Origin of the sequence: Rhizobium sp. RU20A (genome assembly GCF_900155885.1) — a bacterium.
In the GTDB taxonomy this organism is placed as follows: domain Bacteria; phylum Pseudomonadota; class Alphaproteobacteria; order Rhizobiales; family Rhizobiaceae; genus RU20A.
In genome coordinates, this window is the sequence record NZ_FTMB01000005.1 from 55,003 (window position 1) to 78,576 (window position 23,574).

At 65.3% G+C, this 23,574-nt stretch carries 22 protein-coding genes and 1 riboswitch; of the genes, 8 read left to right on the forward strand and 14 right to left on the reverse strand.

Going from position 1 to position 23,574, the window contains the following annotated elements; all coding sequences use genetic code 11:
* Positions 1-86: 86 nt before the first annotated feature.
* The 4 genes from F3H41_RS13660 to F3H41_RS13675 form a co-directional block, all read right to left on the reverse strand.
* On the reverse strand, positions 87-863 hold the full coding sequence (locus F3H41_RS13660) for an ABC transporter ATP-binding protein (RefSeq protein WP_149739246.1): 777 nt from the start codon (positions 861-863) through the stop codon (positions 87-89).
* On the reverse strand, positions 860-1,879 hold the full coding sequence (locus F3H41_RS13665) for an iron chelate uptake ABC transporter family permease subunit (RefSeq protein ID WP_244616203.1): 1,020 nt from the start codon (positions 1,877-1,879) through the stop codon (positions 860-862). The genes F3H41_RS13660 and F3H41_RS13665 overlap by 4 nt, the downstream gene beginning before the upstream one ends.
* Positions 1,880-1,896: 17 nt before the next feature.
* Positions 1,897-2,925, reverse strand: coding sequence for an ABC transporter substrate-binding protein (locus tag F3H41_RS13670; RefSeq protein ID WP_149739248.1), 1,029 nt, complete (start codon positions 2,923-2,925; stop codon positions 1,897-1,899).
* A 126-nt stretch (positions 2,926-3,051) separates the two neighbouring features.
* Positions 3,052-3,471 (reverse strand): YqaA family protein, encoded by a 420-nt coding sequence (locus tag F3H41_RS13675; RefSeq protein WP_149739249.1) that lies wholly within the window; start codon positions 3,469-3,471, stop codon positions 3,052-3,054.
* A 237-nt stretch (positions 3,472-3,708) separates the two neighbouring features.
* Between F3H41_RS13675 and zigA the strand changes: the two genes are divergently transcribed.
* The 5 genes from zigA to F3H41_RS13700 all read left to right on the forward strand — a co-directional run bounded on the left by zigA (position 3,709) and on the right by F3H41_RS13700 (position 8,484).
* Positions 3,709-4,911 (forward strand): zinc metallochaperone GTPase ZigA, encoded by a 1,203-nt coding sequence (zigA, locus tag F3H41_RS13680; protein ID WP_149739250.1) that lies wholly within the window; start codon positions 3,709-3,711, stop codon positions 4,909-4,911.
* Between the two features lie 56 nt (positions 4,912-4,967).
* Positions 4,968-5,181, forward strand: a riboswitch (cobalamin riboswitch).
* Positions 5,182-5,283: 102 nt separating this feature from the next.
* Positions 5,284-5,700, forward strand: coding sequence for a DUF1636 domain-containing protein (locus F3H41_RS13685; RefSeq protein ID WP_188129465.1), 417 nt, complete (start codon positions 5,284-5,286; stop codon positions 5,698-5,700).
* Positions 5,697-6,515 carry an ABC transporter ATP-binding protein gene (locus tag F3H41_RS13690; RefSeq protein WP_149739252.1) on the forward strand — a complete coding sequence of 273 codons (819 nt, stop codon included), beginning with the start codon at positions 5,697-5,699 and terminating at the stop codon, positions 6,513-6,515. Before F3H41_RS13685 ends, F3H41_RS13690 begins: the two co-directional genes overlap by 4 nt.
* Positions 6,512-7,471: an ABC transporter substrate-binding protein gene (locus F3H41_RS13695; RefSeq protein WP_149739253.1), complete on the forward strand. Its 960-nt coding sequence runs from the start codon at positions 6,512-6,514 to the stop codon at positions 7,469-7,471. Before F3H41_RS13690 ends, F3H41_RS13695 begins: the two co-directional genes overlap by 4 nt.
* An 8-nt stretch (positions 7,472-7,479) precedes the next feature.
* Positions 7,480-8,484: an iron ABC transporter permease gene (locus tag F3H41_RS13700; protein WP_244616204.1), complete on the forward strand. Its 1,005-nt coding sequence runs from the start codon at positions 7,480-7,482 to the stop codon at positions 8,482-8,484.
* Positions 8,485-8,491: 7 nt separating this feature from the next.
* On the opposite strand, the gene F3H41_RS13705 is transcribed toward F3H41_RS13700, so the two are convergent.
* From F3H41_RS13705 to F3H41_RS13735, 7 genes are all read right to left on the reverse strand, one after another.
* Positions 8,492-9,268, reverse strand: a complete 777-nt coding sequence (locus F3H41_RS13705; protein ID WP_149739255.1) for a glucose 1-dehydrogenase — start codon at positions 9,266-9,268, stop codon at positions 8,492-8,494.
* A gap of 12 nt (positions 9,269-9,280) precedes the next feature.
* Positions 9,281-10,012 (reverse strand): SDR family oxidoreductase, encoded by a 732-nt coding sequence (locus tag F3H41_RS13710; protein ID WP_149739256.1) that lies wholly within the window; start codon positions 10,010-10,012, stop codon positions 9,281-9,283.
* Positions 10,013-10,103: 91 nt separating this feature from the next.
* Positions 10,104-10,868, reverse strand: coding sequence for a 3-oxoacyl-ACP reductase family protein (locus F3H41_RS13715; protein ID WP_149739257.1), 765 nt, complete (start codon positions 10,866-10,868; stop codon positions 10,104-10,106).
* A 16-nt stretch (positions 10,869-10,884) separates the two neighbouring features.
* Positions 10,885-12,204, reverse strand: coding sequence for a D-tagatose-bisphosphate aldolase, class II, non-catalytic subunit (locus F3H41_RS13720; protein WP_149739258.1), 1,320 nt, complete (start codon positions 12,202-12,204; stop codon positions 10,885-10,887).
* Complete coding sequence (locus F3H41_RS13725; protein ID WP_149739259.1) at positions 12,201-13,235, reverse strand: sugar kinase; 1,035 nt, start codon at positions 13,233-13,235, stop codon at positions 12,201-12,203. Before F3H41_RS13725 ends, F3H41_RS13720 begins: the two co-directional genes overlap by 4 nt.
* A gap of 254 nt (positions 13,236-13,489) precedes the next feature.
* Positions 13,490-14,692: an ROK family transcriptional regulator gene (locus F3H41_RS13730; protein WP_149739260.1), complete on the reverse strand. Its 1,203-nt coding sequence runs from the start codon at positions 14,690-14,692 to the stop codon at positions 13,490-13,492.
* 137 nt (positions 14,693-14,829) lie between these two features.
* Positions 14,830-15,714 carry a sugar phosphate isomerase/epimerase gene (locus tag F3H41_RS13735; protein WP_149739261.1) on the reverse strand — a complete coding sequence of 295 codons (885 nt, stop codon included), beginning with the start codon at positions 15,712-15,714 and terminating at the stop codon, positions 14,830-14,832.
* A gap of 291 nt (positions 15,715-16,005) precedes the next feature.
* On the opposite strand from F3H41_RS13735, the gene F3H41_RS13740 reads away from it, so the two are divergent.
* The 3 genes from F3H41_RS13740 (at position 16,006) to F3H41_RS13750 (ending at position 20,352) form a co-directional block, all read left to right on the forward strand.
* Entirely contained in the window at positions 16,006-17,049 is a 1,044-nt protein-coding gene (locus F3H41_RS13740; protein WP_149739262.1) for an NAD(P)-dependent alcohol dehydrogenase, read from the forward strand.
* Between the two features lie 237 nt (positions 17,050-17,286).
* Entirely contained in the window at positions 17,287-18,678 is a 1,392-nt protein-coding gene (locus F3H41_RS13745; protein ID WP_149739263.1) for an FGGY family carbohydrate kinase, read from the forward strand.
* A 111-nt stretch (positions 18,679-18,789) separates the two neighbouring features.
* The gene (locus F3H41_RS13750) at positions 18,790-20,352 is read left to right on the forward strand and encodes a histidine kinase dimerization/phosphoacceptor domain -containing protein (RefSeq protein WP_188129466.1); all 1,563 of its coding nucleotides are present in this window, start codon (positions 18,790-18,792) and stop codon (positions 20,350-20,352) included.
* An 84-nt stretch (positions 20,353-20,436) separates the two neighbouring features.
* On the opposite strand, the gene F3H41_RS13755 is transcribed toward F3H41_RS13750, so the two are convergent.
* The 3 genes from F3H41_RS13755 to F3H41_RS13765 form a co-directional block, all read right to left on the reverse strand.
* The gene (locus F3H41_RS13755) at positions 20,437-20,700 is read right to left on the reverse strand and encodes a hypothetical protein (protein WP_149739265.1); all 264 of its coding nucleotides are present in this window, start codon (positions 20,698-20,700) and stop codon (positions 20,437-20,439) included.
* A 115-nt stretch (positions 20,701-20,815) separates the two neighbouring features.
* Positions 20,816-22,594 (reverse strand): malto-oligosyltrehalose trehalohydrolase, encoded by a 1,779-nt coding sequence (gene treZ / locus F3H41_RS13760; RefSeq protein WP_149739266.1) that lies wholly within the window; start codon positions 22,592-22,594, stop codon positions 20,816-20,818.
* Positions 22,595-22,721: 127 nt separating this feature from the next.
* On the reverse strand, positions 22,722-23,468 hold the full coding sequence (locus F3H41_RS13765) for an endonuclease/exonuclease/phosphatase family protein (RefSeq protein WP_149739267.1): 747 nt from the start codon (positions 23,466-23,468) through the stop codon (positions 22,722-22,724).
* Positions 23,469-23,574: the final 106 nt, after the last annotated feature.

Consider the following 23,574-nt stretch of genomic DNA (forward strand, 5'->3'; position numbering starts at 1 on the left):
ATTTCGGGTTTCTTTAAGCAGACTACTAGCAGGGGGGCAAAGGTTGGTAATAGGCGTGAAAACTGCCTTCCTCGCGATGCGGCGCTCTACTCATTGCCGGCGGGGCGAAGGAAATGCACGTGCGGGCGTTCGTCCGCCGAGGGCAGGTCGACCTGTGCCTTCACCTTGAAGACCTCGCGCAGCATTTCCTCCGTCAAGACGTCGCGCGGCGTGCCCTCGGCCACGATACGGCCTTCCTTCAGGACGAGCAGCCGGTCACAGAACATGGCGGCGTGGTTGATGTCGTGCAGCGCGATGATGCTGGTCACCGGCAGATCGGCGATCAGGCTGAGGAGGCCGATCTGGTGCTGGATGTCGAGATGGTTGGTGGGCTCGTCGAGGATCAGTTCGCTCGGATCCTGGGCCAGCGCCCGGGCGATGTGGGCGCGCTGGCGCTCGCCGCCGGAAAGGCTCTGCCAGCGGTCGTCGCGTTTGCCGGCCATGCCGGCACGGGCAAGGGCGCGGTCCACGGCCGCGTCGTCGGCTGCCGTCCAGCCTGAGAACATCGAGCGGTGCGGAAAGCGGCCGAGCTTGACGACGTCGGCAACCTTGAGGTTCTGGTTGGTCGCCGCATGCTGCTCGACGAAGGCAAGGCGCCGGGCAATGGCCTTGCGGGGGATGGAGCGGATATCCTTGCCATCCAGCAGCACGCGGCCGGCGCGCGGCTGTTTGAGGCCGGCCAGAAGCCTGAGCAGCGAGGTCTTGCCGGAGCCGTTTGGGCCGAGCAGGCCCAGCATCTCGCCGGGCCGCGCCTGAAAGGAGACCGCGTCGAGAATGCTCTTCGCGCCGATCGTCCAGGAAATGTCTTCGGCAAGGATGCTCATGTTGCACGCTGGAAACGATAGAGGATGACGGAGAAGAAGGGTACACCGACGAGCGCGGTCACGACCCCGATCGGCAGGACCTGCTGCGGAACGAGCATGCGTGCGGCGATGTCTGCGATCACCATGAAGATCGCGCCGCCAATGGCACAGGCCGGCAGCAGGCGGAAGTGCAGCGGGCCGACGATGAAGCGCGCGACATGCGGCATGACGAGGCCGACGAAGCCGATGGAGCCGACAATGCTCACGATGGTGGCTGTCAGGAGCGCCGTCAGACAGAAGAGGCCGATGCGGGCGCGTGCCACATTGACGCCAAGGGCGGCGGCGGCCTCGTCGCCAAAGGCGAAGGCATCGAGCACCCGGGCATAACACAGGCACAGCACAAGCCCGATGCCGACGACGACCGACACCAGGGCAAATTCTGGCCAGCGCACGCCACCAAAACTGCCGAGCAGCCAGAAAATCACGTCGCGGGCCTGCTGCGCGTTGCCGGCGGTGGTGACCACATAGGAGGTCACGGCATTGAAGAGCTGCGAGGCGGCGACACCGGCGAGGATCGTGCGGTCTGCGCCGCCGCGTGTGCCGTTGGATAGAAGGGCGACGAAGAGGAAGGCGGCGAAGGCGCCGGCGAAAGCACCTGCCGAGAGCGACACGACGCCGGAGCCAAGACCGAGAATGACGATGCCGACGGCGCCGGTCGATGCGCCGGCGGAAATGCCGAGCACGTAGGGTTCGGCCAGCGGATTGCGCAGCAGGGACTGCATGATGGCGCCCGAAAGCGCCAGGCCCGCGCCGCAGAAGGCAGCGACCAGCGCCCGGCTGAGGCGGTAATCCCAGATCACCGCCTCATGGATGCGGCTGATCGTCACCGACGTCCAGCCAAGCTTGTTGGTGATGGCAAGGAAAGTGGTGCGGATCGGGATCGGCAGGTCGCCAATGCCGACGCTGATGGCGACGACCAGCAGCACCACCATCAGCGACACGGCAATGGCCGCGCCCGAGATCAACCCGTTTCGCATGCCTGCCATCTCGGGTCTCACTGAAGGAGACCGCGTGCCTTCAACTGTTCAGCCACCTGTTCGGCACCGAAGATGGTGCGCACGGTGGGGTTCATCGCCTGTCCGTCCATGACGAAGATGTTGTTGTTGCGTACGGCATCCATCAGGGCGGTGGCCGGGTCGGTGGTGAGGAACTTGATCTTCGCCTCGGGCTTGTCCAGCTCCCAGCGGTTGCGGTCGAGGCTTGCGACGACGATCACGTCCGGATTGGCGGCGATGATGGATTCCCAGCCAAGGGCCGGCCATTCGGCCTCCGAGGAAATGGCATTCACACCGCCCAGCAGGTCGGCAATGTAGCCGGACGCGCCATTCCTGCCGCCGAGATAGGCGTCGGCGGACGGAGACGGGCTGGAGAACCAGAAGACATAGGAGAGCTTCTTGCCACCCGGGGTGATGATGGCGCGCAACGCGGCTTCGCGTGCCTTGAGGTCGGCAATCACAGCCTGGCCACGATCGGCAACGTTGAAGATGCGCGCGAGTTCGTCGATCTCCTTGTAGAGCAGATCCATGGTCCACAGGGCGCCGCGGCTGCCATAGACGTCCGTGCTGCTGTTCGTCTTGAGGCATGTGCTCGGCGACAGATAGGTGGGAACGCCGATCTTCTCGAAGTCCTCGCGCTTGGCGACCTTGCTCTCCGGGCCGAGAAGGCTCGGCAGGGCGGCGGCAACGAAATCGGGGTCTTCGGCAAGGATGCTTTCGAAGGTCGGGAATTCCACCGTCAGCAGCTTTACCTTCTCATTGGCCGCGGCCAGTTGGGGCAGAACCTTGCTCGGCCAGAACGCGGTGCCGGCCATCTTGTCCTCGAGGCCGAGCAGCAGCATGATTTCCGCGCTGTTCTGGCCAAGCCCGATAGCGCGTTCCGGCGCTGCCTTGAACGTGACCTGAAGACCGCAATTCTCGATGGTCAGCGGATAGGTCGTTTCAGCGGCTTGCGCCTTGCCAGCAAGCAGCGCGGCGGCAAGAAAAAGGCCGGATGCGGCAGAAACGAGAGGGCGAATGCGGGTCATGGTTCAGCGTCCTTCAGCGTCAGCAATGAGCGAGTGCTTCTCAACACACCTTCTTTTCAAAAACAAGATGAAATTACTCATATTAAATGCGGCGTGACGGGAGAGCCATGCTCGCGGCGTCTGCGTTCAGGTGAAGAGCCAGGCAATCGCCGCGTAGCGGGCCGTCTTGGCGAGGCCGACGAGGAGGACAAAACGCCATAGCGGCTCCCGCAGGATGCCCGCCGCAAAGGTGATGGGATCGCCGATCACCGGCACCCAGCTTGCCAGCAGGGACCAGCGCCCGTAGCGCCGATACCAGCCCTGCGCCTGTTCCAGCTTCTGCTCGGAAAGCGGAAACCAGCGCCGGCCGCGAAACTGCTCGATGCCCCGGCCGAGCATCCAGTTGACGAGCGATCCCAGCACATTGCCGAGACTGGCCACCGTGACGAGAAGCGCGACGGGGTGGCCGTCTTGCCGGACGAGGTAGGCGAGAAGCGCCTCCGACTGGGCCGGCAGCAGTGTGGCGGCGAGAAAGGCCGTGGCAAAGAGGCCGAGATAGGTGGTCATGCGGCGGTCCTGTTTCGCAGCCGCCCTTTTGTCACGCCTGTCGGGCTTTGGCCATGCCCGGCGCTCTTGCCGGCGTCACAGTCCGTTGAAACGGCGGCGCGCCTCGATGGAGGCAAAGCGAGGGGGCTTGACAGCGTCCGAATATGTAATGTTATTACATTTACTATCGAAGTGTGCCACACCGGTTCCATCCGAAGGCGTCGCTTCTGCCCTGTTTTCTCATCTCTGGAGCCATTCATGAACAAGCTTCCCGTCACCGTTCTCTCCGGCTTTCTCGGCGCGGGAAAGACGACGTTGCTGAACCACATTCTCGCGAACCGGCAGGGGATGCGGGTCGCGCTGATCGTCAATGACATGAGCGAGGTGAACATCGATGCCGCGCTGGTGCGCGATGGCGGGGCGAACCTGTCGCGCACAGAAGAACAGCTCGTGGAGATGACGAATGGCTGCATCTGCTGCACGCTGCGCGAAGATCTTCTGACCGAAGTGCGTGCGCTCGCGGCTGCCGGCCGCTTCGATTATCTGCTGATCGAATCGACCGGTATTGCCGAGCCGCTGCCGGTTGCCGCCACCTTTGACTTCCGCGACGAGAATGGTCTCAGTCTCTCGGACGTCGCCCGCCTTGACACGATGGTGACGGTGGTGGATGCCGTGAACCTGCTGAAGGACTATGCCTCCACCGACTTCCTTCGGGATCGCGGCGAGACGGCCGGGGAGGGGGATGAGCGGGCGCTGGTCGATCTCCTCGTCGAACAGATCGAGTTCGCCGATGTGGTGGTGCTGAACAAGATCGGATCGGCCACGCCCGAGGAGCGGGATGCGGCCCGCAAGATCATCGTCGGGCTGAATCCGGATGCGAAGCTCGTCGAAGCCGATTTCGGCCAGGTGGACCTCAAGGAGGTGCTGGGCACCGGCCGCTTCGATTTCGCGAAGGCCGAGACCCATCCGCTGTGGTTCAAGGAGCTGCACGGCTTCAAGGATCATGTTCCCGAAACCGAGGAATACGGCATCCGCTCCTTCGTCTATCGCGCCCGCAAGCCTTTCGATCCCATGCGCTTCCAGTCTTTTCTCGATCGTCCGTGGCCGGGGGTCGTGCGCGCGAAGGGCTTCTTCTGGCTTGCCACGCGGCCGAATGATGTCGGCGAGATCAGCCAGGCCGGGGCGCTGGTGCGCAACAGCCGGCTCGGCCGCTGGTGGTCGTCGGTGCCCAAGGCGCAGTGGCCGCAGGATCCCGGCTTTGCCCGTCATATGACGCCCTATCTCGATCCGGTCTGGGGTGACCGCCGGCAGGAAATCGTCTTCATCGGCGCCGATCCGATGAACGAGGCTCGCATCCGCGCCCAGCTCGACGCCTGTCTGATCGACAGCCCGGTGTTCCAGCCGGATCTGTGGCGCAGCCTTGCCGACCCGTTCCCGCGCTGGGACCGGCAGGCGGCCTGACGACAGGCGGCAGGAGGGTGACGCGGTGTCCCGCCTTGACAGGCGGACCGCGCTGCCGTCTAACGGACGGTGACGGTTCCCGAGGCAAAGCCGGAGGGATTAATAGGGAACACGGTGAGGACGACCCGAATGGGGCCGAAACCGTGGCTGCCCCCGCAACTGTGAGCGGCGAGGCTCTGCCATCCATGCCACTGGTCGGAAACGACCGGGAAGGCCGGCAGAACCAGCGACCCGCAAGCCAGGAGACCTGCCGTCGAAGCACGTAACAACCGGACGGGGTGATCCGGGAAGTGTTGGACCGTCCGGCCCCGCGCCCTGTCGCATGGCCTCTCGCTTCATCCTTCTCCGGCTCCGTTGTTTCGAAGGATGATGATGGACGACCTTCTGTCGATGGCGGTTTGCAGCCGCTGCCAGACTCTGCCCGTACCCGACGCGGTGCGCGGCACGGTCCCACCCGATCTTGCCACCTCTTACCCACAGGCGCCCGGCGCGCGGCTTCTCGACCGGCTCGCCGCCGCCGTTGCCGACCACGGCATCCGCGTGCAGCCGACCGCCTGCCTTGCCGGCTGCGACCGGCCGCTGACGATCGGCATTTCCGCGCCGGGACGGGCCTCCTACCTCTTCGGCAATATCGATCCCGAAACCGATCTGCCTGCGCTTATGGACTTTGCCGCGCTCTACCGGACTGCCCCCGGCGGCTGGACGAACGAGGGGCAGAGGCCGCTCGGCCTTAGGGGCAAGATCATCGCGCGCATTCCGGCGCCTGCCGTCAGCGAGGTGCACGCATGAGCGAAATCCTTCTGGATGCGAAGGACCTCTCCTTCGTCACGGCCTCGGGTGCCCGCATCGTGCGGGATGTCTCGCTGCAGGTCGCCAGCGGCGACCGTCTGGCGATCATCGGCCCGAACGGGGCCGGCAAGACGACGCTGATGCAGATGCTCGCGGGACTTTTGAAGCCGGCAACCGGTTCGCTGCGCCTCGCGGGCCGCCCGCTCGACCTGCTGCGGCCGGCCGAACGCGCACGGCTCGTCGCCGTGGTTGGTCAGTCCGATCAGCCGGACCGGCGTATTCCGGTGCGCGACTACGTGGCGCTCGGCCGCATTCCCCATGCCGGGACCGTCTCGCCCAAGGTCGATGCCTTCCTCGTCTGCGAAGCGCTGGAGCGCACCGGCATGGACGGTTTTGCGCGGCGCGAGATGGGGTCGCTGTCGGGCGGCGAGCGCCAGCGGGCGCAGATCGCCCGGGCACTTGCGCAGGAGCCGCGCATTCTCTTCCTCGATGAGCCCACCAACCATCTCGATCCGCGGGCGCGCGGCACACTGCTGTCGCTCGTCGCCGATCTCAATCTCACGGTGGTTGCCGTGCTGCACGACCTGCATCTGGTGCCGGGCTTTGCCACGCGCGTCGCGGTGCTGAGCGCGGGCGCCATGGTCGCCTCCGGTCCGGCCGCGCAGGCACTGTCACGCGAGACGATCCGCGATGTCTTCGGCATCGACCTCATCCGTCTTCCCCATCCCCACGAAGACCGCGAACTGACCGTCTTCGACATTCCCCTCACATCGACCCCTGTCCTTTCTCCCGATTCCGGAGCCCTTCGCCCATGATCCCGCGCACCCTTGCCGTCAGCGCCGCCCTGTTTGCCGCGCTCTTCTCCACATCCGCCTTCGCCTTCCCGGTGACCGTCGACAGCTGCGGCCAGCCGCTCACCTTCGATGCCGCGCCGAAGCGCATGGTGGTGCATGACATCAACATGTCGAAAATGGCCTTCGCGCTCGGCCTCCAGCCCGAGATGGTCGGCGTCACCGGCATTTCCGGCTGGTACAAGACGGACGACGTCTTCAAGAAGGAGCAGGGCGCCATCCCCGAGCTGGCGCCGAAATATCCGACGGTCGAGAACCTCGTCGCAGTCAATGCCGATTTCTTCTTCGCCGGCTGGTATTACGGCATGAAGCCCGGCGGCGACGTGACGCCGGATACGCTTTCCCCCCATGGCATCAAGACGCTGGTGCTGACGGAAAGCTGCGTGCATCTCGACAAGAACCGCCCGGCCGCCTCCATGGACCTTCTCTATGGCGACATCGAAAAGCTCGGAACGATCTTCGGCAAGGAGGCGGAAGCCAAGACGCTGGTCGATGGCTGGAAAGCGCAGCTTGCCGATATCCAGGCGAAGATCGGCGACAAGACCGGCACGCGCGTCTTCCTCTTCGACAGCGGCGAGGACAAGCCGTTCACGGCCGGCAAGTTCGCGATCCCCACCGCCATGATCGCCGCCGCCGGCGGTGAGAATATCATGGCCGACATGGAAACCAGCTGGGGCACGACGGACTGGGAAACGGTCGCAACGCGCAATCCGCAGTTCCTCGTCCTGCTCGATTACCAGGATGGTGCGGGCTACAAAAAGCTGCTCGATTTCCTGAAGGCGCATCCGGCCATGAAGGAGACGGATGCGGTGAAGAACGAGCGGTTCGTGGCCCTGCGCTATGAGGAACTGACGCCTGGCCCCGACAATGTCGCTGCAATCGGCAAGATCGCCCGGGCCATGCATCCGGAAGCCTTCTGATCGTGAGCCTGCGTTTCGGTTTCGGTGTGACGGCGGCGCTTGTTGCCGTTGCCCTGCTCGCCTGCGCCTCCGTCGCCTACGGCTCCACCGTCATTCCCATCGCCGATGTGCTGACGGCGATCGGCCGAGCCGTGGGGCTGGTGAACGATGGCGTGACGACGCCCGTCGATCGCATCGTCGTCGATCTTCGCCTGCCGCGGGCCATCCTGGCGATTGCTGTGGGGGCCGGACTCGGCGTCATCGGCCTGCTGCTCCAGACGGTTACCCGCAACGACCTCGCCGACCCCTTCCTCTTCGGCCTTTCCGCGGGGGCCGCGGCAGGGGCGGTGGCGGTCATCACGCGGATCGGCGACCGGCTCGGCGTCTTTACCCTGCCGATTGCGGCCTTCGTCGGCGGCATGCTGGCGACGGGCGTGGTGCTGATGCTGATCCGCCGCGCGCAGGGCTACGGACCGGAACGGCTGGTGCTGGCGGGGCTCGCCGTCTCCTTCCTGTTTACCGCGCTCACCAATTACCTCGTCTTTTCCGGCGACCAGCGGGCGGCGCATTCCGTTCTGTTCTGGACCATGGGGGGGCTTGGCCTTGCCAGCTGGCAGAATATCGGCATCGGCATCGTCGGCGCGCTGATGGCACTCGGATACACGCTCTACCGGCACCGACAGCTCGATGCGCTGCTCGGCGGCGAGCAGACGGCCGAAAGCCTCGGCGTGCCGGTCACGCGGCTGCGCAACCTGACCTTCCTCGTTGCCAGCTTCTCGACCGCGCTGCTGGTCTCTATTGCCGGGGTCATCGGTTTCATCGGCCTGATGATCCCGCATATGGCGCGCGCCTTCGCCGGGCCGCTGCATGCGCGGCTCGCCGTCGCCTCGGCGCTTCTGGGTGCGGCCCTGCTGCTCGGCAGCGATCTCATCGCCCGCACGCTGCTGCCGCCGCAGGAGCTGCCGGTCGGTGTCGTCACCAGCTCCATCGGGGCCTTCTTCATCGTCGCCATGCTGGCCTACCGGCCGCGCTGAGAACGGCTCACCAGCAGGTGAAGCCGCCGTCGACGGGGAGGACGGCGCCGGTGATGAGGCTTGCAGCGTCCGAGGCGAGGAAGAGGATGGCGGCCGCCACCTCGTCGGCCTGGCCCATGCGGCCCATCGGCGTATCGTTCAGCCAGATCGGCAGGCGCTCCAGGTTCGCCGGATTGGCGCTGACCATCGGGGTCTCGATATAGGTCGGCGCCACGGCGTTGACGCGCACCTTGTGCTGCGCCCATTCCGCCGCCATGGAGCGGGTCATGTGGTGCACGGCGGCCTTGGAGACGTTGTAGGGCGTCTGCGGCTGCGGGCGGTTGGCGATCGTGCCGGACATGGAGCCGAGATTGACGATCGAGCCCTTGCCGGCCTTGACCATGTGGGCGCCGAAGGCGCGCGAGCACCAGAAGACGCCGTTGACATTGACGTTCATGATCTTCAGCCACAGATCGTCCGAGACGTCCTCCGAGGACGTGCCGCTGTCGCCGATGCCGGCATTGTTGATGAGGATGGTGGCGGGCGTGCCGCGCGCGGCCAGTTCGTCGGCAATCGCGGTCATGCGGGCGCTGTCGGTCACGTCACCTTCGAAGAGTTCGGCCTTGTAACCCCTGGCGGTCAGGTCCTTCACGGCCTCTTCACCCATCTCCGCCCTCGGCTCGATGATGACGACATGGGCGCCGGCCTCGCCGAGCGCTAGCGCGGTCTGGTAGCCGATGCTGCGACCGCCGCCGGTAACGACGGCGACGTCGCCGGGAAGGTCAAAACGCTGCTTGAACGACATGGAAGTTTCTCCTCAGATATCCTGGCTGGCGGGAAGAATCACGACATCGCGGATGGTGATGTGGCGCGGGCGGCTCAGCATGAAGAGTAGCACGTCGGCGATCTCTTCGGGTTCGATCAGGCTTTTGGCGGCCTTGGCTTTTTCCAGCCGCTCCTCCACCCAGTCATCAAGAAGGGCGGTGATAACAGGGCCGGGCGCGATGGAGCCGACGCGAATGCCGTGTTTGGCCACCTGCCGGCGCAGCGTGTAGACCAGCGTCTGCACCGCATGTTTGGAGGCGGAATAGACCGGTTCCCACGGAATATGTTCGTGGCCTGCAACGGAGGTGGTGACAACGATGTCGCCCGTTTGGCGCTCGATCATGTGCGGCAGCACGGCATGCACGGTGCGGAAGACGGCGTTGACGTTGAGGTTCAGCAGCCTGTCGAAGGCATCGGGATCGCCGTCCACGAGATCGCCGCCGATATAGGTGCCGGCATTGGCGTGGAAGACGTCGAGCCGGCCGGCCTTGGCGAGGATCGCTGGCACCATGGTCCTGACGCTTTCCGGGTCGAGGAGATCGACGACGAGCGGGATGGCGCGGTCAGGGCTGACCTCGGCACAGATGCGCTTCAGCGCTTCCTCAGCGCGATCCACGAAGAAGACGGTGGCGCCTTCAGCGACGCAGGCTTTCGCACAGGCGAGGCCGATGCCGGATGCCGCGCCGGTGATGGCAACAACCTTGCCGGAAAGTGACTCTGCCATGGATTCCTCCATTCGACGGGGATGGGATGCGCAGGTGTATCGGGCGGCGCCAAGCGGCGCCGCCGGTTGCCCGGGCGATCAGATGGATTGCTCAGCGGGTCGTATAGCCGCCGTCGGCGATGAGAACGGCGCCTGTGACGTAGCTCGAGGCGGGTGAGCAGAGGAAGAGGATGCAGTTGGCCATTTCCTCCGGCAGGCCGTAGCGGCCGATCGGCGTAGCGGCGCGCCAGACGCTGTCCCATTCTTTGTTGGTCTCGCGCACAGCCGTCATGTCGGTCTCGATATAGCCGGGCGCAAGCGCATTGACGCGGATATTGTCGGGGGCAAGCTCGTTGGCGAGACTCTTGGTCAGCATGTGCACCCCGGCCTTGGAGGCATTGTAGGCCACCTGGTTCTGCGGCACGTTGGTGACGACACCGGAGATCGAGCCGACATTGAGGATGACGCCGCCACCCTGGGCGCGCATCGGGTTGATGGCCGAGCGGCAGAAGCGGAAGAGCTGCGTCAGGTTGGTCGACATGATCTTTTCATAGAGCTCGTCGGTAAAGTCGGGCGTATCGCCATGCTGGGCGACGCCGGCATTGTTGACGAGAATGTCGATGCGGCCATACTTTTCGATGGTGTGGGCGATCAGCTTTTCCGGCGTTTCCGGGTCGCGCGCGTCAGCCGAGACGAAGTCGAATTCGTAGCCGGCAGCCTTCAGTTCCGCTTCGCCCTCCGGATTGTCGCGCCGCGCCGTCAGCACGGATTTCGCACCGGCCTCGCCGAAGAGCTTGGCAACGGCAAGGCCGATGCCGCGATTGCCGCCGGTGATCAGCGCGACCTTGCCGTCCAGTCTGAAGTCGTTGAGTGCCATGATGTTTCTCCCAAATTTATCGTGAGGCCGTGTTGTCTCGGGTCAGCGGCGCGCCTCCTCCGGCGCGGCCCGTCGATGCATAGGCATAGTCTTCCACGACGCGGCCGACGGCGGCCACCGCAAGGGCAGCGGGATCGAGCGGCGTGCCCGCGAAGGCGGTGAAGTGGGGCAGGTGTTGCCGGAAGAGCGTGACGGGCACGCTGACACCGGAGAGGCGAGCGAAGAGATCCGAAACGGCCGCCTCCGCTTCCTTCTGGTTCCAGTAGTAGCGGATGCGATCGGAATAGGAATAGTGGCGCTGGATGCGCTGGTTCTCAACCGTGCCGCCATAGTGCCGCGCCCAGTCGCCCGGCTTTTCCAGCATCAGCGTTTCCATGGCATCATGCAGGGCACGCGGAGCCCGATCGGGGAAGAGGTCGCCGGCGATGAGGTCGAGGCCGTAGAGCGCCTCGCGCAGGGCAAAGGTCAGTTCCGGCCCGACCTTCAGGATGGCGAAGCCGTCTTCGACGAGGGCCCGCAGCGGTCCGCGGCCCTGGTAATCGGTCGAATGCGCCTCGAAGGCGAGGTCCGGCTCATCGTCCAGAACGGCGCACAGGGCTTTGGCCTTGTCGCGATCGTAGAGAATGACGTTCTCGTTTCCGAACTCCACGCCGGGCTGCACGACGACGCCGACGACGCGGGCAAAGGCATCCGAGAGGCCGGCGTCGGCAAAGACGCTGCGGTGGATGGCGATGGTGGTGCGTGCGGCTTTGGCCGAGGTCGGCTCGATGGCGGTCAGCACATGGTCGGCGCCGCCGGGCGGGGGCACTTCCGTGCCGATGATGTAGACAGGCGGCGTGCGGCCGCTGCGTCTGGCTGCCTCTTCGGCGACCTTTGCCAGGCGCGCGGCGCGGCCGGCGGTCGCCGCGTCGTCAAGGGCTTCCGGTTCACCCAAGCAACCCATCGAGGCGTCGAGGTGGATCTTCGAAAAGCCCGCCTCAATGTAAGCCGCGACCATCTTTTCAGCCTCGGCCATCGCAGCCTCGGCCGTCTGCTTTCGCCAGGGGTTTGGCCCGAGGTGGTCGCCGCCGAGGATGATGCGGTCATGGGCAAGGCCCGCAGCATCGGCCATCGAGAAAACACGGGCGGCAAAGTCGGCGGGCGTCATGCCGGTGTAACCGCCCTGATGGTTCACCTGGTTGCAAGTCGCCTCGATCAATACGGTGGTGCCCGTGCGGGCGGCGTATTCCAGCCCGGCGCGGATGACAAGAGGGTGGGCCGAGCAAAGCGAGGTGATGCCCTGCGCCTTTGTCTTTGCAACGGTCGGATCGCGGCGGAAGAGGGCAGGGCCGGTCATGGGCGCCTCCGGGTGGCCGCGATGAAGGCGTCGAGCTCGGCGAGCGTGCCGGCGCCTTCCATCGGGCCCTGCACGGTGACATTGCGGGCGCCGGCGGCATTGGCGTAATCGAGGGCGCGGGCCGGCTCCATGCCGAGCCGGCGGCAGGCGACGAAGGCGCCGCCGAAGCAGTCGCCGGCTCCCGTCGGGTCCACTTCCGGCACATCGAAGCCGGCGCAATCGACGCGACCGCCATCGGCGCCGAACCAGGTGGCGCCGGCTTCGCCGCGCTTCAGCGCGATTTCGCGCACGCCGCGGTCGAAAAGGGCGGCGACGGCCTCCTCTTCGCTGCCATCGATACCGGCGGCGACGAAGAGCTCATTGCCGGAGGGCAGCAGCAGGTCGGCGGCCGCGATGGCGCGGGAAAAGCGCTCGGCGGTCTGGCCGTGCTGGAGCAGTTCCTTGCGCATGTTGGGATCGACCGAGACGCTGCCGCCATTGGCGCGGATCGTGGCCAGTGCCTCTTCCAGCATGTCGGCGACGGCGGGGATGGCGAAGGCGGTGCCCATGATGTGCAGGTGGCCGGCGCGGGCGATGAGGGCGCGGGCGGGACCATCGAGCGACAGGCGGGCGGCGGCGGATTTCGAGATGTTGAAAACAAAGTCGCGCGACCCATCCGGCCGATAGCGCACGAAGGCGCTGCCGGTGGGGTAGGCGGGATCGACGGCGACGGCCGACACATCGACACCGTCACGGGTCAGGCGATCCGTGTTGACGCGACCGAAATCATCGTCGCCGACGGTGGCGATGATGCCGGCGCTACCGCCGAGGCGGGCGCACTGGTCGATGAAGATGGCCGGTGCGCCACTCGGATAGGGGCCGGTCAGCGTCAGCGGTTCCAGAAATCCTGTACCGCGTTCGGCGGCCATGATCTCCACGAGGATTTCGCCGATCGTGATGGTGGGGCCGCGTCTATCGGGACTGAGGCCACCCCTGTCGATTGTCTCGCGCAGTGTGCCGTTCGCCTGCCCGGCGCCGTCTGGCTCGCTCATGCCGTTCCCGTCTCAAAGGCAGGTCGCCGCGGGCTGTCGCGCCCGTTGCTCCTGGTCTTGTTTTTGCATCGAGCTTTGGCGTTTTTCGCGCCTTGCTCCTCCCGTGGACGACACCTTAGCGAGGATTGTAATTTCATGCAACATATTACGTCGGGCAAGGTGGGGCAAGGTCACGCGATTTGCCCTCGTCGCCGCGCAAGCAATGCTGCGGCGCAATATTCGTTGCTTGCGAAAAGGAATGTGCGGGCACCGCTTCAGGCGGGCTCGTCGGCGAAGCGGTTGCTTTCCAGCGACAGGTAACGCTGATGCAGCATGCAGGCCGCGCCATAGGCCGAGCCGGAATTGGCTTCGGCATTGAGGAGCACGACCGGCAGCGGGAAACCTGGCTCCTGGGCATTCTTCATGTGCGCTGTGAGGCGCGATGCGATGAGCGGCAGCAGCTTGGCGACGGAACCGCCGAGCACGATCCGGTCGGGATCGATGATGCGACAGGTCTGGGCGAGCGCGTGGCCAAGCGCCTTCGCCCAGATTTCGGCGATGGCCACGGCCTCGGGTGCGCGGTCCTCGACATCCGCCAGGAAGTCCTCGAGGCTGGCCTCGCGCCGGCCTGTCTGTTTGCGGTAAAGGGTGAGGATGCTGCCGAGGCCAACGACCTCTTCGAGGTTGCGGGCGGCGCCGTCTTCGGTCGGTATCAGCATGTGGCCTATCTCGCCGGCAAGCCCGTGCGCGCCGCGCAGCAGCTTTCCGTCGATGACGATGCCGCCGCCGACACCGCTTTCCATCACGACGAAAAGCGTGACGCCGCCGGCCATTTCCAGGCCGGAATAGCCGGCGCCGATCGCGAAGGCGTTGGCGTCGTTCTCGACCATGACGGGCACGCGGCCCGGCAGATACTGCCGGGCGAGGTCGCTGAGGTTGACGTTTTTCCAGCCGAGCAGCGGGGCGAGATGCACCGTTCCATCGGGGCGAAGCTGCGAGGGGGTGGAGATGCCGACGCCTTCGAGCCGCTCGATATCCTCGGGCGAAAGATCGGCAAGGGCGCCCTTGACGGCATGGCGGATTGCGTCGGCGGCGGAATGCGCTGGCCCATCGAAGGGCTCGGTGCGGCTGTGTGCGACGGCGCCGGAAAGGCCGATCCGGACGGTGGTGATGTGCTCGACGCCGATCTCGATGCCGATGAAGAGCACCGCATCCGGAACGAGTTCGATCATGACGCCGGGACGCCCGGCGCGGGCATGTTCGCGCGGAAAGCTTCTGTCATCCTCCATCTCGCGCACGAGGCCGGCAACGGTGAGTTCGGCGATGATGTGGCCCGAAGAGGACCGGTTGAGATTGAGGGCGCGCGCCAGATCGGCCCTGCTCAACCGTTTGGCCCGGTGCAGCGCCTGCAGGGCGGCAATCTCATTGTTCTGCCGGATCCTGCGCGGGGAGCTTGCAACGAGGCTGGTGTCTTTCATGGGCGAGGGGTCCGCGTTTCTAGCCTTGAGCTCGGCGCTTGCACGAAGCAGCGGCGCGCCTGTTACCATACTGGTTTGTAACAGTTTCGCGCCCGGATGCCAGTCAAGCTTAGAGGATGCTCGTCACCGTGACCGCCTCAGGGGCGGCCGTTGGTCTCCCGCCGGCGCTTCGCTTCCGCCATCTTGAGGTCGATGAACTGTTTGGCGTGAATGGCGAGCGGCATGTTCTCGGTCCAGGTGTCGCGCCAGATGGCGCAGGCGATCGTCAGTCCCTCATCGACCACCGCGCTGGAGAAGGATTCGAAGGTGATGTCGCGCTGGTAGTCGATGTCGAGCAGGGCGTCGAACATCAGGTCGAAATTCAGCGTTCCGTCACCCAGATAGCCGCGATTGCTTTCGCCGATGTGGAAATAGCCGAGCTTGTCGCCGGCGAGCCGAATGGCGGCGGCGGGATTGGCCTCCTCGATGTTCATGTGGAACGTGTCGAGGTGTAGCCGAACATGGTCGGAGCCGGTTTCGGCGATGAAGGCGAGGCCTTGGGCGGTGGTGTTGAGGAGGTTGGTCTCGAAGCGGTTCACCACCTCCAGCACGAGATCGACGCCCTCCGCCTTCGCGATGTCGGCGGTCTTGGCAATGGCCGCGATGCTGTTCTTGCGGCCCTTCGCGGTTGGGGTGCGCGAATATTTGGTGTGGGCGGAGTAGAGGATGCCGCCGAGCTTGGAGCCTCCGATATCCCTGACCGCCTTGACGGCGTCGGAGAGCACCGCCTCGCCCTTCTTCACGATGTCGGCGTCCTCGCTGGAGACGTCGGCCGACAGCGGCAGGCCCATGGTGACGGCGATGTCGATGTCGAGCGCCTGGGCGCGCTTGCCGAGCCGGTCGAGGTTGAATTTCTCGGGTTTGAGATAGGCGAGCTCGATCAGTTTGAAGCCGGTTTCTGCGGATTTTTCCATTGCTTCGATGAGGGACTCTTCGCGCGCGCCATCCGTCCAGACGAAAGAATGAATGCCAAGCCGTGCCATGAATAAACCTCCCGGATTTTATTTGCTGTTAAAAGCAACAAAATGTGTTTTTACGTCCCTGTCAAGAACGGATGGATAGTGCCAGCAGGTGATCGCCATGCGACCGATCGCGAACCACGAGATCGTCGCGGAAAATTGGCTGGATAGGCAACAAATATTGCACCACCCGGCACGATCCGCTAGACAGGACGCGCGTCAGGAGGAGGCGCGCCTTCGCGAACTTCGCCGAAAGATGGTTGCACCGGAGCCGTTCGCCTGCAATCCCGTGCCTGGATAAAGTGAGGAAACCCGATGAAATCCCTGGTTCTCGAAGAGAAGATGAAGCTGTCGCTGCGCGATTTTCCCATCGAGCGCGAGGAGGTCATGGGGCCGAATGACGTGCGCATCAAGCTGCATACGGTCGGCATTTGCGGCTCGGATGTGCATTATTACACGCACGGCGCCATTGGCGATTTCGTGGTGAAGGCGCCGATGATCCTCGGGCATGAGGCATCCGGCACGGTCATCGAGGCGGGGTCCGCCGTGACCGATCTCAAGGTCGGCGACCGCGTCTGCATGGAGCCCGGCGTTCCCGATCCGCTGAGCCGTCCGACGCGCCTCGGCCTCTACAATGTCGATCCGGCCGTGCGGTTCTGGGCAACGCCGCCGGTGCATGGCGTGCTGCGCCCGAGCGTCGTGCATCCGGCCGCCTTCACCTTCAAGATCCCGGACACCGTCTCCTTTGCGGAAGCGGCCATGGTCGAGCCGCTGGCCGTCGGCGTGCACGCCGCAACGAAGGCCCAGGTGAAGCCCGGTGATATCGCGCTCGTCATCGGCGCCGGCCCCATCGGCCTTGTCACGGCCCTTTCGGCACTCGCGGCCGGCTGCGCCCGCGTCTTCGTCAGCGATGTCGACGACACCAAGCTCGCGCTTGCCGCAAGCCTCGGTGCGGTCACGCCGATCAACGTCACCCGGCAGGATGTGACGCGGGAGATTCTTGCGGCCACCGACAATTGGGGTGTCGAGATCGTCTTCGAATGCTCCGGCAGCCCGAAGGCCGCCGCCGCCGTCTTCGACCCGCTCTGCCCTTCGGGTCGCGTCGTCTTTATCGGCATGCAGCTCGAGGATATCGCCTATAGCGTCGGCAAGGCGATGGTGCGCGAGGCGCGCGTCGAACACGTCTTCCGCTATGCCCATGTCTTCCCGCGCTGCGTGGCGATGCTGGCCTCCGGCGCCATCAATGTGAAGCCGCTGATCACCCGCACCTTCGGCTTCGAGGAGAGTGTCGAAGCGTTCCGCATCGCTGCGTCTGCGCCGAGCGGCGAGGTGAAGATGCAGATCGAGCTGCCGCAATAGGCTCGGTCCGCGCGCTCGGATCCGGCACTTTGACCGTCCCGGGGAGTCGGTGCCGCGCCTCGCACGCATCGTGGAACGAGGTTCTTTCCCGATCTTGCCGCACCCGGCGTCATGCGGACCAGGCCCCGGTTGCGGCGGGCGGCGAAGGCGGGGGTGTTCGCCTTGAACTGACGGCGGTTGTCAGCGCGTCCTCTTTCATGGAATAGCTCTGCCGAAATTTGGGGGAGTGGGTGCCACATGCGTTGTCTTGTCTTTGATCTCGGTGCCGGTTCGGGGCGGGCCATGCTGGTCGAACTTCAGGGTGAAACCCTGTCGATCCGCACCCTGACCCGCTTCACGGGCTACGAGGTGCGGGCGGTGGACGGGCCGGCCTGGGACATCGACATCATCCGCGCCGGTATCCGCGAAGGCCTGGCGAGGGCCGCCGATCACGGTGAGATCGCCTCTGTCGCCGTCGATAGCTGGGGTGTCGATTTCGTGCTGATCGACGTCGACGGCGCGATCGTCGATCCGCCGCGCACCTATCGGCATCCCCGAGGTGGCGTGGGGCTTTCCGCGCTCTCTGCCCATCACGAGCGGATCGCGGCGCGCACTGGTCTGCAGATCATCCCGATCGCGACGCTCTTCCATCTCAGCCAGTGGGCGAGGGACAATCCCGAAAAGCTCGCGCAGGCCGAACAGGTGCTGATGATCGCCGACTATTTCGCCTTTGCCCTGTCGGGCGTGGCGCGGTCGGAGCGCACGCTGGCGCGCACCACAGGCTTTCTCTCGGTCGCAACGGAGGATTGGGATGACGAGATCGTGATGCTTGCCGGCCTGCCGCGGCACATCTTCGGGCCCATCGTGCCGGCCGGCACCGTGCTCGGACCCATGCAGGCGCAGTGGAGTGGGCCACCGGGCCTCGCGCAGACGAAGGTCGTCTCGGTGGCGGGGCACGATACGGCCTGCGCGGCCTTTGCGCTGGCGCCGCTGGCGGGCGAAGCCTTTGCCGTTTGCGGGTCCTGGAACCTCTTCGGCGTCGAGGTGCCGGCGGGAACCCTGCCGGCGGAAACGGGCGCCTGGGGTTTCGGCCTTGAAGGCGGCATCGGGTCACGGGCGGTGCTCGACCGCGCCATGCCGGGCCTGTTCCTGATGCGGCGACTGAGGGACAGCTGGGCGGCGCGTGGCGGTGAGACGCTCGACTTTCCCGCCATCAGCGCGCTTGCGCTGGACGCCGATCCGGCAACGCCTGCGATTGCGCCTTCCGACCCGGTGTTTTTCGATCCCGTCGACATGGTCGGGGCGATGGAAGGTTTCCTGCCTGCCCTTGCCGGTGCCGGCATCGCTGCGCTGGCGCGCTCGCTCTATGTCGGGTTGGCGCGGGAGGCCGCCGAGACTATCCGTCAGCTCGCCGTGCTCTCCGGAGAGCCGATCCATACGATCCGGGTCGGTGGCGGCGGAAGCCAGGATGTCGCCTGGATGCAACTCCTTGCCGAGGAGACGGGGTGCGAGGTGGTCGCGGGGCCGGTCGAAGCCAGCGTCGTCGGGAATGCCCTGATCCAGCTGACCGCGCTCGGCGCCATCCCCTCGCTGGAGGCGGCGCAGGCGCTTGCGCGGCGCGGCGCTGGCATGCAGCCGGTCACGGAATAATGCTGAACGTCCGTCGCGATTATGACTTCCTGTCATTGCATCTCGTTGATGTTTCATTGATGTTACGGCCTCGCGCAAGCAGACAACATGTTTTGCGAAGGTGGAGGGTCGATGTCGTCTGGTCCGAAAAACCGCCACACGGTCGAGCGGACATCATCGCTGCTGCTGGCGAGCCTTATCGTCATCATCGTCATTCTCACGAGCGGCTGGCTCGTGCAGAGCTACCGCGCGACCCGTGACAATCTCACCGACCGGGTGACGGCGTCGACGAAGATCGTCGGCACCCATACGGAATGGCTGAATGCCGTCGCCTGGCAAGCGCTGCGCCGCATCGACGATACATTGCCGAAGCCCCTTTCCCTGCCTGCGGGCGAGGAGATTGGCTCCATTCGGGATGCGGTCAAGGACCTGCCCGGGCAGGTGCAGGCCTATGTGGTCGACGCCAATGGCCGGACCATCTTTTCCACCGACCCGAAGATAAAGCCGGTCGATATCACGGATCGCGAGTATTTTTCGGCATTGCGCGACGGTACGCCGACCTTTGTCTCGAGCCTTTTGACCAGCCGGCTGAGCGGCGACCAGATCTTTGTCTTCAGCCGCCGGCTGACGGAAGGCGGCGTGTTTCGTGGCGCTGCCATGGTCGCTTTCGATGTCGATCTCCTCGCGCCGATCTGGGAGTCGGTGGCGCTCGGATCCAATTCCACCATCAGCCTGTTTCGCAATGATGGTGTGCTGGTGGCCCGCTATCCCGTTGCGGATCCACTGCCCGAAATTGCAGCTTCGCCCCGCTTTCTGGAGAGGCTGGCCACGGCGCCGGCCGGTACCTACGGACTTGTCTCACCGATCGATGGCGTCCAGCGCCTCGTGGCCTATGCTACGGTTCCCGGTACGCGTTTCGTCGTCGTTTCGGCAGCCGACTACGCCGAGGGTATGCAGGGCTTCTGGCACAATCTCTATCTCGCCATGGGGTTGGCGACGATCGCCATTCTCGGCGCGCTCGTGGCGGGCTGGTGGATCCGCTCGCTGTACCGGCGGGAGGAGTTGCAGGCTGCGCAGATCCGTCAGGCGAACGAGCAGAACGAATTGCTGCTGCGGGAAATCCACCACCGCGTGAAGAACAACCTGCAATCAGTGCAGTCGCTGCTGCGCGTCCAGACCCTGCCGGCGGAGACGCAGAAGGTGCTGTCGAACCGGATCGGCGCCATGGTCGCCGTCCATGAACGCATCTACAGCCAGGATGGCTTCCAGGAGATCGATCTGGCTGCGTTGGTGACCGCCGTGGTCGATCGCCTTGTCGAGGCCTATGCGAGCCCGGTGAGCGTTGAATACGACATCGATCCGGTGCCCATCGACAATGACTGCGCCACGCCGCTTGCCCTGCTTTTCACGGAAGTCGTCACGAATTCGATCAAATACGCCTTCACCGACCGCGCCGATCCGCAGATCGCCATCACCGTGCGCGCCGATGACAAGGGTCGGGCGACCATCGTCGTCCGCGACAATGGCAAGGGCTTCGATATAGAGAAGACACCGAAGAACATGGGCAGCCGGCTGATCGTCGGCGCGGTCCGGCAGCTTGGCGGGCAGGCGCGCTTCGAGCGCGATGGTGGCACGGTATTCCATGCCGAGGTGCGTATCCGCTCGGCAAAGCCCCTTGCGCAGGCGTCGGCGTAGAGGCGTCCAGCAAAGCTGAGGTGGCGGTTTTTGTCCGGCCGCGTCGAACGAAGTGAACGCTTGCCGGGCGCGGCCGAGGTGTGCTCAGTCGCGGGCCGGCAGGGCGGGCCAGTGGCGGTCGCAGCGAAAATCCGTCGGGATTGGCGCGGGCGCGGCGATCTTTTCGCTCATCAGATCCATCTGCGCCAGAACGTAGGCGCGGGCCCGCAGGGCGTTTTCGCCGCAGCGGGCGAGGACGTGGTGGAGACGCTGCGCGGCCTCGGCCGCAAGGTCGGCGGGGGTCGGCTCGTGTACGCGGCCGGCCTCGTCGGCAATGGAGATCAAATAGGGGCGGTAGCGCTGCGTCATCGGTCGTCCACTTCAAGGATGACGCCATCCTTGGCCGGCGTGGCTTGCCCCAGAGTGGAGCCGTGTATGGACGCGGCCCCATCGCTGCAAAGCATGGTCGTTCTTGATGGCGCTGTCAGGGCTGTTCGAGCGTCCAGATGACCGTCCAGGCACCGATCTCCCCGCTGGCGCCGACTGCGCCTTCGATCCAGAGACTTCTTCCGGCGGGCGCTGCGATCGGCACTCCGTCCACGTCATCGAGATTGGCCGTCACCGTCAGCCGGCTGCCGTCGCCGAGCCGCCAGGTGACGCGTATCACTTTGCCTGCCAACCGCTCCCCTTCCGCTTTGCCGGTGATGCCCGGCAGGCGGGGGATGACGGTGCTTCGGCGCAGCGCGATGAGGCGCTTGTAAAGGGATAGGTGGTCGGCATGGTCGCCGGACAGCCGCTCCTCCCAGTCGAGCTTGGCCGCCTCGAAGGTCTCCGGCACCGTGGGAACCGGCGGTTCGCCGTCGTGATCTTGGAAGCCCGGAAGGCGGGCCAGTTCCTTCGCGCGCCCTTCGCGAACGGCCGTGTTGAGCTCTTCGTTGAAATCGCAGAAATAGGGGAAGGGCGTCTTCGCATTCCATTCCTCGCCCATGAAGAGCATGGGAATTTGCGGTGCGAGCAGGTAAAGGGCTGCGATCGCCCTCAAGGCTTCCGGCTTGGCGATCTCGCCGATGCGGTCGCCATAGGCGCGGTTGCCGACCTGATCGTGGTTCTGGATGAAGGACACGAAGGCGGTTGGCGGCAATTCGCCGCTCGGCTCCCCGCGCGGCGTGCCGCGATACGGCATGGTTTCGCCCTGGAAAACGAAGCCATCGACAAGGGCGCGGATCAGCTTCTCCTCGCCCTCGTAGTCGGCGTAATAGCCCGTCGTCTCGCCGGTTGCCGCCACATGCAGCACGTGGTGAATGTCGTCGTTCCATTGGGCCGTATAGGTCTCGGCCTTTCCATCGCCGTTGCGGTCCAGCAGGCGGGCGTCATTTTCCTCATTCTCGACGATAAGATGCACGTGACGGTCCCCGGCAGCCGCGCGAATGCGCCGCGCCATCTCGTGCAGCAGATGTTCCTCGCTGTCATCGATCAACGCATGCACGGCGTCGAAGCGCAGGCCATCAAGGCGGTAGTCGACAATCCAGTAGAGCGCGTTTTCGATGAGGAAATCGCGGGCGTCGCGTGCGCCTTCGCCATCGAGATTGACGGCATTGCCCCAAGGCGTGTGGTGGCTATCGGTGAAGATCGGCGCCATCAGCGGCAAGTAGTTCCCGTCCGGGCCGAAGTGGTTGTAGACGACATCGAGAAAGACCGAGATGCCACGGGAATGGGCCGCATCGATAAAGGCCATCATGTCTTCCGGCCGGCCATAACGGCTGTCCGGCGCATAGGGCAACACGCCGTCATAGCCCCAGTTTCGCCGTCCGGGAAAATCGGCGACCGGCATGATCTGGATGGCGGTGATGCCGAGGGCTGCGAGATGATCGAGGCGCTCGATCGCCGCCGCGAAGGTGCCATCGGGGGTGAAGGTGCCGACGTGCAGTTCGTAGAGGATCGTTTCTTCCCAGGCCCGTCCGCGCCAGTCCGGCGTCATCCAGCTGAAGGCGCGGGTGTGAACGATCTCGCTCGGCCCATGCACATCCTCCGGCTGGTGGCGCGAGGCGGGGTCCGGCACGCGGGTGCCGTCAGGCAGGAGAAAGGCGTAGCGCGTGCCGGCGGGGCAGGGCGCGTGGGCAAAGTGCCAGCCCTTTTCGTCCCGCTCCATCGGCTGTGGCGGCCGTCCCTCCACGTCAAGGAGGATGGTCTCCTGGCGCGGCGCCCAGAGGCGAAATTCGAAACCGTTGTCACAGGGTGTCGGGCCGAAGGAATAGGTTGTCACGTGGTGCAGCTCCAGTCTTCTGTTGCATGGGTCCCACGGGCGGAACCGGGTCCGGGCGGGAAGGTTTCCATCGGGCCCTGCCCAATCCCTATCTGGAGCGCGGCGATCCAACGTCGAGTCGTGACCTTCAAGCCGATCGCTGCGCCGTCTCCAGCTCGATCGTCACCGAGAGCGGCAGATGATCGGAGGCACGCCGGGCCGGCGGCCGCTTGATGACCTCGGCGGCCACCGTCCGGATGCCCTTGCTGCCGAAAATGTGATCGATGCGCAGCAGAGGGAAACGCGCCGGGAATGTCGCGTCCGGTCTGGCGTGCACGGCGCGCGGAAGGTCCGTCAGCCGTGCCGCGAGGGCCCGGTAGGGCGCGCTGCGGGGCGGAGAGTTGAAGTCGCCGGCAAGGATGAGCGGACCCTCGGCGCGATGGGCCGGACCGATCCAGTCCGGGCCGAGCAGGGTTTCCACCTGCTTCATGCGGTCGCTGCCGCGAAGACCGAGATGGGTGTTGATCACCTGCAGCACCTGTCCGCCGCCGACATCCACCTCCACCCAGAGCGCACCGCGTGCTTCGCCGCGGGCCGGCAGCGGGCCGGCCTTAATGAGCCGGGTCGGGAAGGCGGTGAGGAGCGCATCGCCATACCGTTCGTTTTCGACATGCAGGGCCGGATGGAAATGGGCCTGCATGCGCAGGTGCTCGGCGATGATGCGCGACTGGTCGAGCCCGCCGCTGCGCAGCCGCTCAACATCCACTTCCTGCAGGGCGATGATGTCGGCGCCGGTCATGGCGATCGTATCGGCGATGCGGCGGGGGTCGAGGCGACGGTCGGTGCCGAAGCAGCTGTGGATGTTGTAGGTGACGATCGTCAGGCGGCGCGGCATCTCGTTTTGGCAGTCTCCTGTTGGCGGGCACGTCGAGGCAGCTCGACGCTCGAAGGGCGGGGCGGCAATTTCCTTGCAGCGGGGAGGGAACACCTTCGGCCTGCAT